Origin of the sequence: Flavobacterium movens, from assembly GCF_039581425.1 — a bacterium.
GTDB lineage: Bacteria > Bacteroidota > Bacteroidia > Flavobacteriales > Flavobacteriaceae > Flavobacterium > Flavobacterium luteolum.
Genome location: NZ_JBCPXY010000003.1, coordinates 90,854 through 106,617 on the forward strand (window position 1 = coordinate 90,854; position 15,764 = coordinate 106,617).

The window sequence follows — 15,764 nt, forward strand, 5'->3', positions numbered from 1 at the left end:
TTTATATTTTGTGTTTTATTTTTTGTTTTTTAATGTCAGTTCAAATACAAACCAAGCCATTGTTATAAACCCGATTCCGAAAATTGAATCTCCAATTGCGCGAAGCCATTTTAAAGTAATCATTGCTGGCTGCTGCATTAATTCTGATGAACGTGCGTACCACATTCCGTGACTGATACTTTCAATTGCCTGCCAAACTCCAATTGGTAATAAACTCAAGATTGCCATTAGAAACAATCCAATATTCAAAGACCAGAAAGTAATTTTAAGCAGTTTCGTATTCCAACTTACGTTTCGGTACAAACTTCTTAATACAAACAATACAAGACCAATTCCTAACATTCCGTACACTCCGAACAATGCGGTATGCCCATGTAAAGGCGTTGTATTTAATCCCTGAACATAATACAAGGCAATTGGCGGATTAATAATGAATCCGAAAATTCCGGCTCCAAGGAAATTCCAAAATGCCACCGAAATCATAAAGTAAATCGGCCATTTGTAATCTGCAATCCATTGTGTTGATTTTGAAATTTTATAGTTTTGATACGCTTCAAAACCTATTAAAGTCAGCGGAACCACTTCCAAAGCGCTAAATGTTGCTCCTAAAGCCATAATTGCTGTTGGCGTTCCTGAGAAATACAAGTGATGGAATGTTCCTAAAATACCTCCAGACATGAAAATAATGGTTGCAAAAAGCACATTTAAAGTCGCCGTTTTAGTTTTTAATAATCCCAAACGAACAAACAAGAATGCAATTACAACTGTTGCAAACACTTCAAAGAAACCTTCAACCCAAAGATGAACTACCCACCATCTCCAATATTCGGCAATAGCTAAATTGGTTTGTCTTCCCCACATTAATCCAGCTCCATAAAACATGGCAATTGCAGTACAAGAAACTAAGAACAAAATGATTAGGTTTTTCTCTTCTGTTTTTTTCTTTAAAACCGGAAGCAACGGACGAATCATTAAAGCCAGCCATAAAAACAGTCCAACTAAAAGGAAAATCTGCCAAAAACGTCCTAAATCAACATATTCGTAGCCTTGGTGTCCAAACCAGAAATTTTGAACTAAATTTAATTTCTGCATTACTCCAAACCATTGTCCAGCCATTGATCCTAAAACAATAATCAACAAGGCAATAAAGAGAAAGTTAATACCAAAACATTGAAATTTAGGATCTTTACCAGAAACTGCCGGAGCAATGTACAATCCAGTTGCCAACCAAGCTGTTGCAATCCAGAAAATTGCCAATTGTGTGTGCCATGTACGTGTTACGGCATAAGGCAGAATTTTATCAATCGGAATTCCATATAGACCATTTCCTTCTACTCCATAATGTGCTGTTATGATTCCGAAAACCATTTGCAGAACCATCAGCAGACTTACAATCCAGAAATATTTGGTTACCAAGCCCATAGATTTGGTTTTGCCTTGTTTGATAAGCGGATCTTCTTTTGGAAGCGGAAATTCTTCTTCTTCACCTGATTTTGCATGATAGAAAACTAAAATTCCAACACTCAAAATCAGTAAAATTATACTTACTCCAGACCAAGCTAAAAGTTCGGTTGTGGCGGTATTTCCAACCAATTCATCTGACGGCCAGTTGTGTGTATACGAAATATCTCCATCAGGACGATTGGTGACTGTTGCCCAAGTTGCCCAGAAGAAAAAGGCATTCATTTTGTGCATTCTCTCTACATCTTTAATCGAGTTTTTCGGAATCGCATATTCTTCTCTCAACTTATCAAATTGAGGATCATTTGTAAAAAGCCCTTTATAATATTCGCTTAAATACTCAATTGCCGCCAAACGATTTTCCGAAATGGTGAGCACTCCTGTCTCAGCATCGTATCGATTGGTTCTTAAATCTTTCTGCAAACGAACCTTAAGAGCCGATTGTTTTTCGGCGTCTAATTCATCATATTTTTGATTAAAATCTTTCTTGGCATATATATCCAAGATAAAAACGGCTTCTCTATGCAACCAATCTGCGGTCCAGTCTGGGGCCACATAAGCGCCGTGTCCCCAGATAGATCCCACTTCCTGGCCACCTATACTTTGCCAGATATTTTGCCCGTCTTTAATTTCGCTTTCGCTAAAAACAATTTTACCAGAATCGGTTACAATTTCTTTTGGGACTGGTGGTGCTTGCTGATAGATTTCGTAACCATAATACCCCAACACTGCAAATGATATACTCATTACCAATGCAAAAACCAGCCATAATTTTTTTTCTCTTTTCATTCTTTTTTTATTCAATAAAAGATATTTTTGTCTTTTATTAGTTTTTAAAAAAACTCCAAAGCCAGTTACAGCATTTGGAGCTTTTGTTTATTTACTCAACAATTAACACACCTTTCATCATGGCGACGTGACCAGGGAAAGAGCAAATAAATGGATATGATCCTTTTTTATCAATTGTAAACTCGATTGTATCTTCTTCTCCACCACCAATTAATTTAGTATGTGCAATGATTGAAGCTTTTTCAGATTCTGGAATATAATCAGTTGCTTTAGCATCATTCGCTTTTAAAGCAAAAGCTGCTTGATCTGTTCCTTCTTGCAAAATCACTAAATTGTGTCCCATTGCTTCTTTCGGGATTTTACCAACGTGTTTCAAAGTCAATTTGATTGGTTTTCCGGCAACAGCTTTCAATTCATTTACATTAAACTGCATTTGGTCATTTCCTTCAATAACTAAAACATTTTCTTCTGTGGCTGCAGCTGCTGGAGCTTGTTCGCCTTCAGTAGACGTTTCGGTTGTTTCTGTCGGTTCAGCTGGAGTAGTTTCTTTTTTACCGCAAGAAGTAACTGCTAAAAATCCCATTAGGATTAATACTGAAATTTTGGTTTTTGTATTCATTTTTAAGATATTTAATAATATTAATTGTTCGCATTTGTCGCTTTAAGAAAGAAATCTCCCGATTTTACATCAGAAGCTAACTGTTCTAAAGTTGTGTTTTTAAGCATTTCTAACAGCAGTCCTCTTATTTTCTTAAATTCGTGATGAACGGGACAAGGATGTTCTTCTGAGCATTCTTTCAATCCGATTCCACAACCGCTGTATATTTTATTTCCGTCAATAGCATCTACAATTTGAATTAATTTTATTGTTTTCGATGCTTCGGGCGAAACTTCAAATCCGCCCCCAACTCCTTTTGTTGAATGAATTATGCCACTTTTGGTTAAAATCTGCATAATCTTGGCTGTAAATGGTTCCGGCGAATCAATTTCTTTCGCAACATCTTTTATTCCAACCCTAATTCCTTTAGAAGATTTGGTTGCAATAAATATTGAAGCTCTTATTCCGTACTCACACGCTTTTGAAAACATACATCCCTAATTAATTCCACACAAAGATATACAGGTTTTAAATAAAAGACAAACTTATCTTTAATTATTTTTCTAAAGATCAAATATTATTTATAATGAAACTAATTAGTGCCAACAATTACACATATTCATCATTCAATTCTTATAAAAACCAATTTTAATTTTAACTTTGAGAGTATTAAATTTTAAATATTTAACAAATGCCTTTAAGCAATTCAAAAGATTTAAAACTGGCAGTCCTTATTGATGCAGACAATGTGCCATATAGCAATGTAAAAGGCATGATGGAAGAAATTGCAAAACTTGGAACGCCAACTACAAAAAGGATTTATGCCGATTGGACAAAGCCAAACGCAAATGGATGGAAAGGCGTTTTACTGGAACATGCTATTACTCCTATTCAACAATATAGTTACACAGTTGGAAAAAATTCATCAGATTCTGCTCTAATTATTGATGCAATGGATTTGCTATACTCTGGTAAATTGGATGGTTTTTGCATTGTTTCCAGCGATAGCGATTTTACAAGGCTTGCTGTGAGACTTCGTGAATCGGGTATGAAAGTAATTGGTATTGGAGAAAAGAAAACACCGAACTCGTTTATTGTGGCCTGCGACCGATTTATTTATATTGAGGTTTTGGATGGAGCTATTCAAAAGAAAAAGCCTAAAACAACCGCTACTGATACCAAAAAGCCAATTGAAAAACCTGCCGAAAAAGCACTTCATAAAATTGACAAACAGACTATTGAGCTGATTGAAGCTACTATCGAAGACATTGAAGATGATGATGGTTGGGCATTTTTGGGTGATGTCGGGAATCTAATCGTAAAGAAAAAACCTGAATTTGACCCTCGAAACTATGGTTTCTCTAAATTGACACCAATGCTTAAATCATTAACTGATATTCTGGAAATCGACGAAAGAGAGTCAGACAAAAAAGGAATCAAGCACGTTTATGTACGCTTAAGATTCAATTAAACTTTTAATATTTATACACTGAAACTAAATGAGAATACCTCTTTTACTTCTGCTTTTTTGTTTTACTTTTTATAAAGCAGATGCACAGAATTACTCGGAAACAATAAAAAAAGCCAATTCTTTATATCAGTCTAAAGACTACAATAAATCTTTAGCATTATACGAAGAAGCTTTTAAAATAAATACGGATGAATATGTAGACATTTACAATGCTGCATGTACCGCTGCTTTGGCAAATATTCCAAGTAAAGCATTTAAATATTTAAACGAAGCAATAGATGGAGGCTGGACAAATGTCGATCATTTAAAAAAAGATACGGATTTAGAAAGTTTACATGATGATAAAAACTGGAACGAATTATTCAACAAAATACAATTAAAAATAGATTTAAAAAATCTAGTTCCTTATAGAATTAAAGACAAATGGGGGTACTCAAATAGTAAAGGAAAATTATATATACCCGCGAAATATGATTCTGTAAACTTTTTCAATGAAGACAATTTTTTCAATAAGTATGTAGCAATCAATATCATTAATAAAAAATATTGCTTAATAAGTAACGATGACAAAGTAATTATCCCTGCTCAATATGAAAAATTAGAATTGATACACAAGGGCTTGTTAATTGCTAAAAACAAAAACAAATATGGTATTATAAACAGCAAAAACAAAATTGTAGTTCCCATGATTTATGACAGCATTGCTGAAAATTATGAATACAGTAAAAATTCTTCTAAAGAATATTATTACTTATCAAAAATTGGGAATGACTACTTTATCATTGATGCTCAGTTTAGTGTCAAAAAAATAAATAAAACAGATTACGATTCGAAAAATCACGAATACGTGATGGGTTATTTTCCGGATGATCTGAAAAAATTGGAAAACGAAAAATGGGATTATATAAAACAGAACAAACGACAAATACTGGAAAACAACAAAACGGAGATAGATTCCTTTTCAACTAAACCTTATGAAATCTGGGGAGCATTTTCTAATTTGGTTAAAATTTATAAAAATGGCAAATCTGGATTCGTTGAAATTGATGAATTGCTGAAATATAAAATAGAAAAATTGATCGTACCTCAATACGATACCATAATTGATATTCGTTTTGATGAGCCGGCTATGATTCCAAGGTTCTTTTTAGCAAAAAATGGCAATAAAATTACTGTTGTTGATTTTAATAATAATGTCCTTTTACCACCAATTTATGAAGATTACAGTAAATTAGGATATCGTAATATTTTCATCAAAGACAAAGGAAAGTATGGTTATTTTGATTTAGAAACAGGAACCGAAATCAAACCGAAATATGATTTTTTAAATTATTCTTATGACGATTTGCTGAAAGTCAAATTAAAAGGAAAATGGGGCTATATAAACACTATTGGTTTTGAATATTTTAAAGATTAGATCTGATTTCTTTTTTATAGACAAACCTCAAAGTTAAAAACTTAATTAACTCTCTGTTTGGAAAAAAACTAAAAAAAATCACATATTACAAAGATACATCATGAGAAAAAAATTTTTTATTTACGGATTCTTATTGTTTCTAATTGTTGCAGCAATTTATTACTATACTGGACGAGGTTATTTACTCGTATTTATTATCCCAATCTTACTAATCGTAGGAGTTTATAATGCATCTCAAGAAAAACATGCTATTTTAAGAAACTTCCCTGTTCTAGGTTATTTCAGATATTTATTTGAAATGATTGCACCTGAGATTCAGCAATATTTTATTGAAAGATCTACAGACGGAAAACCTTTTTCAAGAAACCAGCGTTCGTTAGTTTACCAAAGAGCCAAAAATATTGATTCGAGCACTCCATTTGGAACACAATTAAACTTAAATACAGAAAACTACGAAGGAATAAAGCATTCTATTTTCCCTGCAAAAGTAAACGAAGAATTACCTCGTGTATTAGTTGGAGGAAAAGATTGCAAACAGCCTTATTCTGCTTCTTTATTTAACGTTTCGGCAATGAGTTTTGGTTCGTTGAGCGAACATGCAGTTCGTGCCATTAATATTGGAGCAAAAAAGGGGAATTTCTATCAAAACACAGGAGAAGGTGGACTAACTGAATTTCACCTTGCAGGAGGCGGCGACATTACCTGGCAGATTGGTACAGGATATTTTGGCTGTCGTGATGCAGAAGGAAATTTTAGTCCTGAAAATTTCTCTGAAAAAGCAAATCTTCCAAATGTAAAGATGATCGAGATTAAAATTTCTCAAGGTGCAAAACCAGGTCATGGAGGTGTATTGCCTGCAGCTAAAAACACAGAACAAATTGCTAAAATTAGAGGCGTTGTGCCACATACGATGATTCTTTCTCCTCCAGGCCATCATGCTTTTTCTGATGCCAATGGATTAATTCAATTTATTAAACAATTACGCGAGTTATCTAACGGAAAACCAATCGGATTTAAATTATGTATTGGTAATACTGAGGAGTTTGAAGCAATCTGCCAAGAGATGATCAATGAAGATACATATCCAGATTTCATTACCGTTGATGGTGCAGAAGGTGGAACTGGAGCTGCTCCGCTTGAATTTGCAGATGGTGTAGGAATGCCTTTTGAGCCTGCTTTGATTTTTGTGAATAAAACTTTGGTACGTTTAGGCATTCGTGATAAAATGCGCATTATTGGAAGCGGAAAAATCATTTCTGGTTATTCTATTTTACATGCCATTGCTTTAGGTGCAGATATGTGTAACAGCGCAAGAGGATTTATGTTCTCTTTAGGTTGTATACAAGCCTTACGCTGTCATAATAATGAATGTCCAACAGGAGTAGCAACGCAAAACAAAATGCTGATGAAAGGATTGGTTGTTACAGATAAATCTGAAAGAGTGTATCATTTTCATAAAAACACGCTTCATGCGGCAAACGAACTTTTAGCTGCTGCCGGAAAAACCTCATTTGCAGATGTTGATATCAACATATTTATGCGTGGAGATGAGTTTACTAATTTATCGGAACTCTATTTTCCAGACAATTTGAAAAACGTTACGCAATTCTCATAAACAGAAAAGCCTCTTCAAAATTGAAGAGGCTTTTTCTAAAAATCTATTTTAATTACAATTTTGCTGTTTCTTTACCTGCGCTTGCATTTCCTTCTAAAACGGCTAATTCTTCTTGATCTACTAATTCTTGAGCCAAAATAGCATTATTATAAGCTAAGAAATACACGTCAAACTTTACACCTTCTGCAATAAGAGAAGATGAAATCTGATCGTTTTTAATCATCTCTTTCAATAAATCTGGAAAAGATTCTTTGTAGGCTAATTTATTTGCATCGTTTTCCTCTAAATTTGTTTCAATTCTGATTTCAATTTTATTGTCGTTTAGAAAAGCTTTTGCTGTTGTACTTGTAATACCGCTTCCTTTTATAGAAGATGAATTATTGTAATTACTTACATGTTCCTGAATTTTCTGTTTGGTGTTTTTACAGCTAATTAAAAATAATGCAAAAGCTAGCGCAAATGCGATTTGGGTAATTTTTTTCATAAATTTTTGGTTTAATAGTTATTTTTTAACTCAAACATAATTAATTTATAACATAAAACCAATATACTTTTACAAAAAAAACAACTGTAATTCTTTGAATTCAAACTGATTATACTCGTGAAAAGGAAATATTTGTAAGAATAAAAACGTTTCCTTTACACTTAATTTTTAACTGTAAATACAAAAAAGTCTATTTAAATAAACTTTAAATAGACTTTTAATATGTAAGAATCAAAATGATCCGTTTCCTATAAAAATGTGATTTATTATTTTAAAATATATTTAAGAGATTCCCCTGTAAGCACCTCTTTATCTAAAACAGTATTATCATTTGCCAAAAAGTAAACATCAAATTGTACCCCCTCTTCTATTAATTGTCTTGGAATCTGATCTTTTTCAATCATCGATCTTATCAACTTTACAAATGATATAGAAGAAGCTAATTTATTGCCTTCATTTTGGTCTAAGCCAGTTTCAAATCTCAATTCAATTTTATTATCATTAATGTAACCTCTTGCTGTAGTAAGCGTTACATTTTCGGCTCTAAAACTTGGAGCAATGTTTTTGTTGTACGTAACGACATACTCTTGAAGTTTCTGTTTGGTATTTTTACAGCTTGCAAGCATCAATACCATCATTATTGCAAAGGCAATCTGGCTTATTTTCTTTAGCATAATATTCTATTTTAGTTTTTGAAGTCTTAATAATGCCTCAAGATAGTAATAATCTGCGTAATTTATAGAACAATCTACCTCACTGTTTGCTGGTTTATGTCCTGTTGAATGCAATAAAAATGCCGAATTGACATCATGACTTTGGTAATGATCTGAAAGCGAAACGATCATCTTTTTAGCTTTTGTCAAATATTCAGTTTTTAAATTCTTGTCTTTTGTATACGAACTTAATTCTAAAAGTGCAGACGAAACAATCGCCGCCGCAGAAGCATCTCGAGGTTCGTTAGGAATATTTGGCGCATTAAAATCCCAATACGGAACTAAATCTTCCGTAGTTAATTTATCCAAATAAACACGTGCTAATTTATGGGCAAAATCTAAAAATTTAACGTCTTTTGTTTCCCTGTAAGTCATTGTAAAACCGTAAATTGCCCAAGCCTGACCGCGTGCCCACATACTATCATCACTGTATCCTTGCGCTGTTCTTCCTTTTATCTTTTTTCCAGTTTCGTAATCGTAAATTACAACATGATACGAAGTATTATCTGGTCTAAAATGATTAGCCATTGTCGTTTCGGCGTGTTTTACCGCTATATCGTATAAACTTTTACTTCCACCATTTTTTGAAGCCCAAAACAAAAGCTCCAAATTCATCATATTGTCGATAATCGTATTATGTCCGCCCATTTTATTATGAGGCCAAGATTGGATTGTTCCCACTTTTGGATTGAAAAGTGTTGCCAAAGTATCGGCTGTTTTCAGTATAATTTGCTTGTATTCTGGATTTTTAGTCAATCTGTACCCATTTCCAAAACTATTAAAAATTTGAAAACCTAAATCATGATCCGCAGCTTTACTTACAGATAGAGGCGTTAAAAAACGACTGAATTTATCGGCGTCTTTCTCCCATTTTTTATCTTTTGTAGCTTCATATAAAAACCACAATTCTCCAGGCCAAAATCCGCTTGTCCAGTCTTTATAACCGACAAATTTCCATTCTTTACTTCCGTTTGGCACTGTTCTTGGAGAAGTACCGTCGTTTGGAATTACTTTTAAAGTTTTAGAAGCTTGTTCTGCGCAATAATCTAACTGTTTTTTAATATTAAACGTTTTGTCTTTTTGAGAATAACCTTGATTTCCTAAGAGAAACAAAGCTGCAATCAGGGTAAAAAATTTTGCCTTCATGTGGTTGATAGTTTGTTTAATCGATAAATTTATAAAATAAAGTGAATCCTTTAAGTTTTTGTACTTTTTGTTACCTAAAAGTGGATTATTGGTGTACCATTTTATTTAGACTTTTTCCTGTTATGCTTCTCTTTGTCAAAGTTTAAAACTTTGACAAAGATTCTTTAAAACCCTAAAATTTAAAATCAATTACATTATCATGGCAAAAAACAAAATTCTCCAAATTGTCAAAATATTTAATCACCTCACTTCTCTTTAAGTTAGTTTTCAATGTAGACAAAACAGTTGCATATGACGAGAACTTATAAGCCCTAAAATCTTTTTTAATATCTATAGGATTTTGATGAACATAAATAATGAGATTCCTCAAATATTTTTCAGAATCTATTTTCTTTCTTTTAAAGGGAGATTCAAACAATGGTCCATGCCTATCAAAGACTTTATTATAAGCTTGAGTGTAAGAACTAATAAATTTACTTAGTTGTTTACTTGCAAGACTTTCTACTGAATGCAATCCTTTTTTAAGTGGCCTTTTATTTTTTCTTCGAAGAAATCCAACAATTCTTTTTGAGGTTTAATTCTAATTACAAAATGAAAGTGATTCGGTATCAAACAGTAAGCATAAAGATCACAGACATGACTCAAATACTTAAGGAATTGAGTCATGAAAAATTTGTAATTGTCATTTTCTTGAAAAACTTTATCTCCATTAACTCCTCTATTATAAATATGATAAAAACAGTCTGGTTCTAAATTTTGATTTCTGATATCCACTGATTAATTTCTTTAAAAATTAGAAAATCAAAAATATAAAAAATAAGATTTTTCTTAAATTAATTATAAATAAATCTTTGTCAAAGTTTTGAACTTTGACAAAGAGACGAACAGAAGTCATCATTTTTATCATTAAAAAACTTGATTTGCTTTAAATCAGAATCTTTGTCAAAGTTTAAAACTTTGACAAAGAAAAATTACAACTGATTACATACATTTGCTTTAACCAAAACCCAATCTCAACTTGAACAAAACCAGAATCTACTATTTGATAGCTTTTATAAGCATCATTTTCCTCGGAATCCTTTCCAGAAAAATCTCTTTTATCCCTTTATGGATAGGCGATTTTCTGTATGCTGTAATGATTTATTTTTTAATTCGGATATTTCTTCCGTTCAGAAATGCTTTCGCAATTGCGTTACTTTCTATATTGATTTGTTATGGAATTGAATTTCTACAATTGTATCAAGGCGAATGGATGATAGAACTCAGAAAAACACTTTTTGGAAGATACGTTCTAGGTCAGGGATTTCTTTGGGAAGATATCATGGCTTATACTTTTGGAATTCTTGTGGTTTTTATGACTGAAAAATTTACACTGCATTATCTCAATCAAAAGTCTGTGTAATTTTTTCGATATTTAAACTGTTTGCCATTGCCATGAATATCTGATGATATGTTCCTTTATTATCATACAATTCGTCATGAGTTCCTTTTTCTACACATCTTCCCTTTTCTAAAACTATAATACTAGAAGCATCAATAATCTGGGAAATACTGTGCGATATAATAATCACGGTTCTATCTTTTTTAATGGCATCTAACGATTTTTTAATTTGCTCTGTTGCAATAGCATCCAAACTTGCTGTTGGTTCATCGAGGAAAATGATTGGTGGATTTTTGAGAAATAATCTGGCAATGGCAATTCGCTGCTGCTGACCGCCTGAAAGCAAATGTGCATCAGAATCGTAACCTTTTGGTAGCTGAATTACCTGTTCGTGAATATAGGCTTGTTTTGCCGCTTCTATAACTTCTTCTTTGGAAGCTTCAGGTTTTCCGTATAAAATATTCTCTGCAATTGTGCCTTTAAAAATATGATTTTTTTGAAGTACCAAACCAATATTTTTACGCAGAAAATCTGTATTGTATTCCACTAAATCAACTCCATCCAAAAATATATGGCCCGATGAAGGCAAGTAGAATTTATCCAATAAATTAATAATCGTACTTTTTCCAGCTCCGCTTAATCCAACCAAAGCTGTTGTTTCATTTGGTTTTACAGTGAAATTAATATCGTAAAGTGCCTGAGTTCCGTTTGGATATACAAAATCTACATTTTTTACTTCGATCAATCCAACAACTTTTTCTGGAATAAAATCACCGCTCGTTTCCACTTCTTTTTCTGCTTCTAAAATATCAAAGAATCCTTCAGAATAAATCAAAGCGTCATTTACCTCGTCATAAATTCGGTGTAATTGCCTAATTGGCGACGAAACATTATTAAACAGCATTATATGAAACATAATCGCTCCAATTGTCATTTGATTATTTAAAACAAAATAAGCTGTCAGAATAATGATAATTACCACTCCAATCTGTTCGACAAAGCTTTTAATGCTTTCAAAAATAAAGCTAGTCTTTCTTGTCTGCAACTGATTTTCGGTCATTTCAAACTGAATCTTTTCGTGTCGATCGGCTTCTGTAGACTCACGCACAAAGGATTTAATTACCGTTATGGATTCAATTAAACTGATAATTCCGTTGTTCTTAGTTTCACGATAATTGCGCATTCTTCGTCTAAATCCGCTCAATCTCGTTGCCTGCAATTGACTTATATAAAAGTAAATCGGAATAATACATAAACTCACCAAACCCACATAAACATTGGCATAAAACATAATAACCAAAGCCACAAAAGCGTTGGCAAACAAAGGCAGAATATCAATAAAGAAGTTTTGAACCAATCTGGTCAAACTACTAATTCCAGCGTCAATTCTGGTCTGCAGTTTTCCGCTTTCATTTTCATCAGAAGTATAAAACTCCATTCGGTAACTTAGAATTTTTTCTACTATAGTTTGCGAAATATCCCGTGTAATAAAAATTCGGAGCTTTTCTCCGTAGAATTTCTGTCCAAATTGAACCACAGAATTAACCAATTCTTTAGTTAACAAAACGATACTAATAATTCCGAGTAAATGAAATCCTTTGGATAAAGGTTCGTGCGCAACCATCAAATTGTTTATGGTATCTACAGTATATTTTAAGATTACAGCATTTACCTGCGCTGCAAACGAACCCAAGAAAGTTAGCAGTAAAGTTGCAATTACCATTTTTCTGTAAGGCTTTACAAAAGGTAAGATTTTTTTATAAAGTACTGATAATTGCATTTATTTGAATTTTAGCTAACATATCAAATATAAGAATTCTAAATTTGTGTTGAAAATCATTTAAACACATTATACTTATGAAACTCGTTTTCGCTTCAAACAACAAAAATAAAATCGCCGAAATTCAAAGCATGCTTCCTGAAAGCATAAAAATATTGAGTTTAGAAGATATTAATTGTTTAGAAGATATTCCAGAAACAGCTGACACCATAGAAGGAAATGCTATTTTAAAAGCAGATTATGTAACTCAAAGATATGGTTATGATTGTTTTGCAGATGATACAGGTCTAGAAGTAAATGCATTAAATGGAGAACCTGGAGTTTATTCTGCGCGATATGCAGGCGAACAAAAAAATGCAGACGACAACATGAACAAGCTTTTAAACGCATTAAAAAATGAAGAAAATCGTAGCGCCCAGTTCAAGACCGTTATTACTTTAAATCTAAAAGGAAAACAATATTTGTTTACAGGAATTGCAAAAGGAGATATTACGTTAACCAAAACAGGAACAAATGGTTTTGGTTATGATCCTATTTTTAAACCAGAAAATTTTAACCAGACCTTTGCAGAACTGCCTTTGGAAACTAAAAACACTATAGGTCATCGCGGAAAAGCAGTTAAGCAACTCATTGATTTCCTGAGCACCACAAAATAATTGTTTAAAATACAACATTTTATTAGCTAAATTTTAGATTTTGAGACGTGTTTTTTGGCATATTTCTTCATTTAACATGAAAATTTATTTCAACAAAAATGTAACTTTTTGATAATCAATTCTTAACAAATACATAATTCTTAAAATTGCATTAGTTTATCTGAATAATTAGCAGTAATTTTGCACCCTATTTTAAAACACATATGAATAAATTTGAACAATTAGGATTGAATGAATCGTTACTGAAGGCGATTTTAGATCTAGGATTTGAAAATCCGTCAGAGGTACAGGAAAAGGCGATTCCCCTATTATTGGAAAAAGACACGGATATGGTTGCGTTGGCTCAAACAGGGACAGGGAAAACGGCAGCTTTCGGTTTTCCGCTAATTCAAAAAATTGATGCCGACAACAGAAATACACAAGCATTAGTTTTATCGCCAACACGCGAGTTATGTTTACAGATTACTAACGAACTTAAAAACTACTCAAAATACGAAAAAGGTATTAATGTGGTAGCAGTTTACGGAGGAGCTAGTATAACAGAGCAAGCAAGAGAAATAAAGAGAGGTGCACAAATTATTGTGGCAACTCCAGGAAGAATGCAAGACATGATTAACAGAGGTCTAGTAAACATTAAAAATATAGATTACTGTATTTTGGATGAGGCTGACGAAATGTTAAACATGGGATTCTATGATGACATTGTATCTATTTTATCAGATACTCCAGATGAAAAAAGCACATGGTTGTTCTCTGCAACTATGCCACAAGAGGTTGCTAGAATTGCAAAACAATTCATGAGCGATCCTCTAGAAATTACTGTAGGAACTAAAAATTCAGGTTCATCTACAGTTTCTCACGAATTTTATTTAGTTAATGCTCGTGATCGTTACGAAGCTTTGAAACGTTTAGCCGATGCTAATCCTGATATTTTTTCTGTAGTTTTCTGTCGTACAAAAAGAGACACGCAAGCTATTGCAGAGAAATTAATTGAAGATGGATATAGCGCCGCTGCGTTACACGGAGATTTATCTCAAGCACAACGTGATGGTGTAATGAAATCGTTCCGTGGAAGACAAATTCAGATGCTTGTTGCTACTGACGTTGCTGCACGTGGTATTGACGTTGACAACGTAACTCACGTTGTGAATTACCAATTACCTGACGAAATCGAAACTTACAACCACCGTTCTGGTCGTACTGGTAGAGCTGGAAAATTAGGTACTTCTATTGTAATTGTTACAAAAAGTGAGTTACGTAAGATTTCTTCTATCGAGAGAATCATCAAACAAAAATTCGAAGAAAAAACTATTCCATCTGGAATCGAAATCTGCGAAATTCAGTTATTACACTTAGCAAACAAAATTAAAGATACTGAGGTTGATCACGAAATTGACAACTATTTACCAGCAATCAACAATGTTCTTGAAGATTTATCTAAAGAAGAATTGATTAAGAAAATGGTTTCAGTAGAATTTAACCGTTTCATTACTTATTACAAGAAAAATAGAGATATTTCTGTAGGTGGAGAAAGACGCGAAAGAGGTGATTCTGAGCCAAGAGAATTTAGCAATAACGGAGCAGTTCGTTATTTTGTAAACATCGGATCTAGAGACAACTTCGACTGGATGTCATTAAAAGATTACTTGAAAGAAACATTAGATTTAGGTCGTGATGATATCTTTAAAGTAGATGTTAAAGAAGGATTCTCTTTCTTCAACACAGATCCACAGCATACAGACAAAGTAATGGACGTTTTAAACAACGTACAATTAGAAGGTCGTCGTATCAATGTTGAGATTTCTAAAAATGATGGTGGCGGAAGACGTGACCACAACAACCGTGGCGGAAGACGTGATTCTGGCAGAAGAGAAGGAAACTTCGCCCCAAGACGTGAAGGCGGATTCAGAAGCGATAGAAATTCTTCAAGAGACGGCGGATCACGCGAAGGCGGATCTCGTGACGGAGGTTTTAGAGGTGATAGAAACTCAGCTCCTAGAAGAGAAGGTGGTTTCAGAAGCTCTGCTCCAAGAAGCGAAGGTGGTTCAGATAGAGCTCCAAGACGTTCAGAAAACTTCGGCGATAGCTCAAGACCAAGAAGATCTAGAAGAGATTAATAACTTAATTTCTTAAAATACAAAATCCCAAATTCCAATTTTATACGGAATTTGGGATTTTTTCTTATATCCAATAATCTTATCAATGTCTTTGTTAATTTTCTTATAATTAAATTCCAAGACTGCGAGATATTTA

Annotated in this window: 13 protein-coding genes; 6 read left to right on the forward strand and 7 right to left on the reverse strand. The window is 33.1% G+C overall.

The annotated features are described in order from the left end of the window. Positions 1–15: 15 nt before the first annotated feature. The 3 genes from AAYQ05_RS06740 to AAYQ05_RS06750 form a co-directional block, all read right to left on the reverse strand. On the reverse strand, positions 16–2,250 hold the full coding sequence (locus tag AAYQ05_RS06740) for a nitric-oxide reductase large subunit (protein WP_343542112.1): 2,235 nt from the start codon (positions 2,248–2,250) through the stop codon (positions 16–18). A 91-nt stretch (positions 2,251–2,341) separates the two neighbouring features. Further along, positions 2,342–2,869: an azurin gene (gene azu, locus AAYQ05_RS06745; protein ID WP_286969437.1), complete on the reverse strand. Its 528-nt coding sequence runs from the start codon at positions 2,867–2,869 to the stop codon at positions 2,342–2,344. Positions 2,870–2,889: 20 nt separating this feature from the next. Next, positions 2,890–3,339, reverse strand: coding sequence for an RrF2 family transcriptional regulator (locus tag AAYQ05_RS06750; RefSeq protein ID WP_343542115.1), 450 nt, complete (start codon positions 3,337–3,339; stop codon positions 2,890–2,892). A 200-nt stretch (positions 3,340–3,539) separates the two neighbouring features. Between AAYQ05_RS06750 and AAYQ05_RS06755 the strand changes: the two genes are divergently transcribed. The 3 genes from AAYQ05_RS06755 to AAYQ05_RS06765 all read left to right on the forward strand — a co-directional run bounded on the left by AAYQ05_RS06755 (position 3,540) and on the right by AAYQ05_RS06765 (position 7,351). Next, on the forward strand, positions 3,540–4,319 hold the full coding sequence (locus AAYQ05_RS06755) for an NYN domain-containing protein (protein WP_281631935.1): 780 nt from the start codon (positions 3,540–3,542) through the stop codon (positions 4,317–4,319). Positions 4,320–4,347: 28 nt separating this feature from the next. After that, positions 4,348–5,736, forward strand: a complete 1,389-nt coding sequence (locus AAYQ05_RS06760; RefSeq protein WP_343542117.1) for a WG repeat-containing protein — start codon at positions 4,348–4,350, stop codon at positions 5,734–5,736. A 100-nt stretch (positions 5,737–5,836) separates the two neighbouring features. Beyond that, a complete protein-coding gene (locus tag AAYQ05_RS06765) occupies positions 5,837–7,351 on the forward strand; it encodes an FMN-binding glutamate synthase family protein (RefSeq protein WP_177210246.1) in 1,515 nt (504 codons plus the stop codon). 52 nt (positions 7,352–7,403) lie between these two features. On the opposite strand, the gene AAYQ05_RS06770 is transcribed toward AAYQ05_RS06765, so the two are convergent. The 3 genes from AAYQ05_RS06770 to AAYQ05_RS06780 form a co-directional block, all read right to left on the reverse strand. Next, positions 7,404–7,835 (reverse strand): hypothetical protein, encoded by a 432-nt coding sequence (locus AAYQ05_RS06770; protein WP_343542119.1) that lies wholly within the window; start codon positions 7,833–7,835, stop codon positions 7,404–7,406. Between the two features lie 266 nt (positions 7,836–8,101). After that, positions 8,102–8,509, reverse strand: coding sequence for a hypothetical protein (locus tag AAYQ05_RS06775; protein ID WP_343542120.1), 408 nt, complete (start codon positions 8,507–8,509; stop codon positions 8,102–8,104). A gap of 6 nt (positions 8,510–8,515) precedes the next feature. Then, a complete protein-coding gene (locus tag AAYQ05_RS06780; RefSeq protein WP_343542121.1) occupies positions 8,516–9,694 on the reverse strand; it encodes a glycoside hydrolase family 88 protein in 1,179 nt (392 codons plus the stop codon). 1,018 nt (positions 9,695–10,712) lie between these two features. On the opposite strand from AAYQ05_RS06780, the gene AAYQ05_RS06785 reads away from it, so the two are divergent. Further along, positions 10,713–11,096 (forward strand): ribosomal maturation YjgA family protein, encoded by a 384-nt coding sequence (locus AAYQ05_RS06785; RefSeq protein ID WP_343542123.1) that lies wholly within the window; start codon positions 10,713–10,715, stop codon positions 11,094–11,096. On the opposite strand, the gene AAYQ05_RS06790 is transcribed toward AAYQ05_RS06785, so the two are convergent. Continuing rightward, the gene (locus AAYQ05_RS06790) at positions 11,077–12,855 is read right to left on the reverse strand and encodes an ABC transporter ATP-binding protein (protein ID WP_343542124.1); all 1,779 of its coding nucleotides are present in this window, start codon (positions 12,853–12,855) and stop codon (positions 11,077–11,079) included. The genes AAYQ05_RS06785 and AAYQ05_RS06790 overlap by 20 nt on opposite strands. 77 nt (positions 12,856–12,932) lie before the next feature. Between AAYQ05_RS06790 and AAYQ05_RS06795 the strand changes: the two genes are divergently transcribed. Both AAYQ05_RS06795 and AAYQ05_RS06800 read left to right on the forward strand, forming a co-directional pair. After that, entirely contained in the window at positions 12,933–13,511 is a 579-nt protein-coding gene (locus tag AAYQ05_RS06795) for a non-canonical purine NTP diphosphatase (RefSeq protein WP_343542125.1), read from the forward strand. 203 nt (positions 13,512–13,714) lie between these two features. After that, positions 13,715–15,628: a DEAD/DEAH box helicase gene (locus AAYQ05_RS06800; RefSeq protein WP_343542128.1), complete on the forward strand. Its 1,914-nt coding sequence runs from the start codon at positions 13,715–13,717 to the stop codon at positions 15,626–15,628. Positions 15,629–15,764 lie beyond the last annotated feature (136 nt).

Excerpts from the sequence above, each read along its gene's own strand:
- AAYQ05_RS06740 (WP_343542112.1), bottom strand. The coding sequence starts at position 2,250 with ATGAAAAGAGAAAAAAAATTATGGCTGGTTTTTGCATTGGTAATGAGT.
- azu (WP_286969437.1), bottom strand. The coding sequence starts at position 2,869 with ATGAATACAAAAACCAAAATTTCAGTATTAATCCTAATGGGATTTTTA.
- AAYQ05_RS06750 (WP_343542115.1), bottom strand. The coding sequence starts at position 3,339 with ATGTTTTCAAAAGCGTGTGAGTACGGAATAAGAGCTTCAATATTTATT.
- AAYQ05_RS06755 (WP_281631935.1), top strand. The coding sequence starts at position 3,540 with ATGCCTTTAAGCAATTCAAAAGATTTAAAACTGGCAGTCCTTATTGAT.
- AAYQ05_RS06760 (WP_343542117.1), top strand. The coding sequence starts at position 4,348 with ATGAGAATACCTCTTTTACTTCTGCTTTTTTGTTTTACTTTTTATAAA.
- AAYQ05_RS06765 (WP_177210246.1), top strand. The coding sequence starts at position 5,837 with ATGAGAAAAAAATTTTTTATTTACGGATTCTTATTGTTTCTAATTGTT.
- AAYQ05_RS06770 (WP_343542119.1), bottom strand. The coding sequence starts at position 7,835 with ATGAAAAAAATTACCCAAATCGCATTTGCGCTAGCTTTTGCATTATTT.
- AAYQ05_RS06775 (WP_343542120.1), bottom strand. The coding sequence starts at position 8,509 with ATGCTAAAGAAAATAAGCCAGATTGCCTTTGCAATAATGATGGTATTG.
- AAYQ05_RS06780 (WP_343542121.1), bottom strand. The coding sequence starts at position 9,694 with ATGAAGGCAAAATTTTTTACCCTGATTGCAGCTTTGTTTCTCTTAGGA.
- AAYQ05_RS06790 (WP_343542124.1), bottom strand. The coding sequence starts at position 12,855 with ATGCAATTATCAGTACTTTATAAAAAAATCTTACCTTTTGTAAAGCCT.
- AAYQ05_RS06795 (WP_343542125.1), top strand. The coding sequence starts at position 12,933 with ATGAAACTCGTTTTCGCTTCAAACAACAAAAATAAAATCGCCGAAATT.
- AAYQ05_RS06800 (WP_343542128.1), top strand. The coding sequence starts at position 13,715 with ATGAATAAATTTGAACAATTAGGATTGAATGAATCGTTACTGAAGGCG.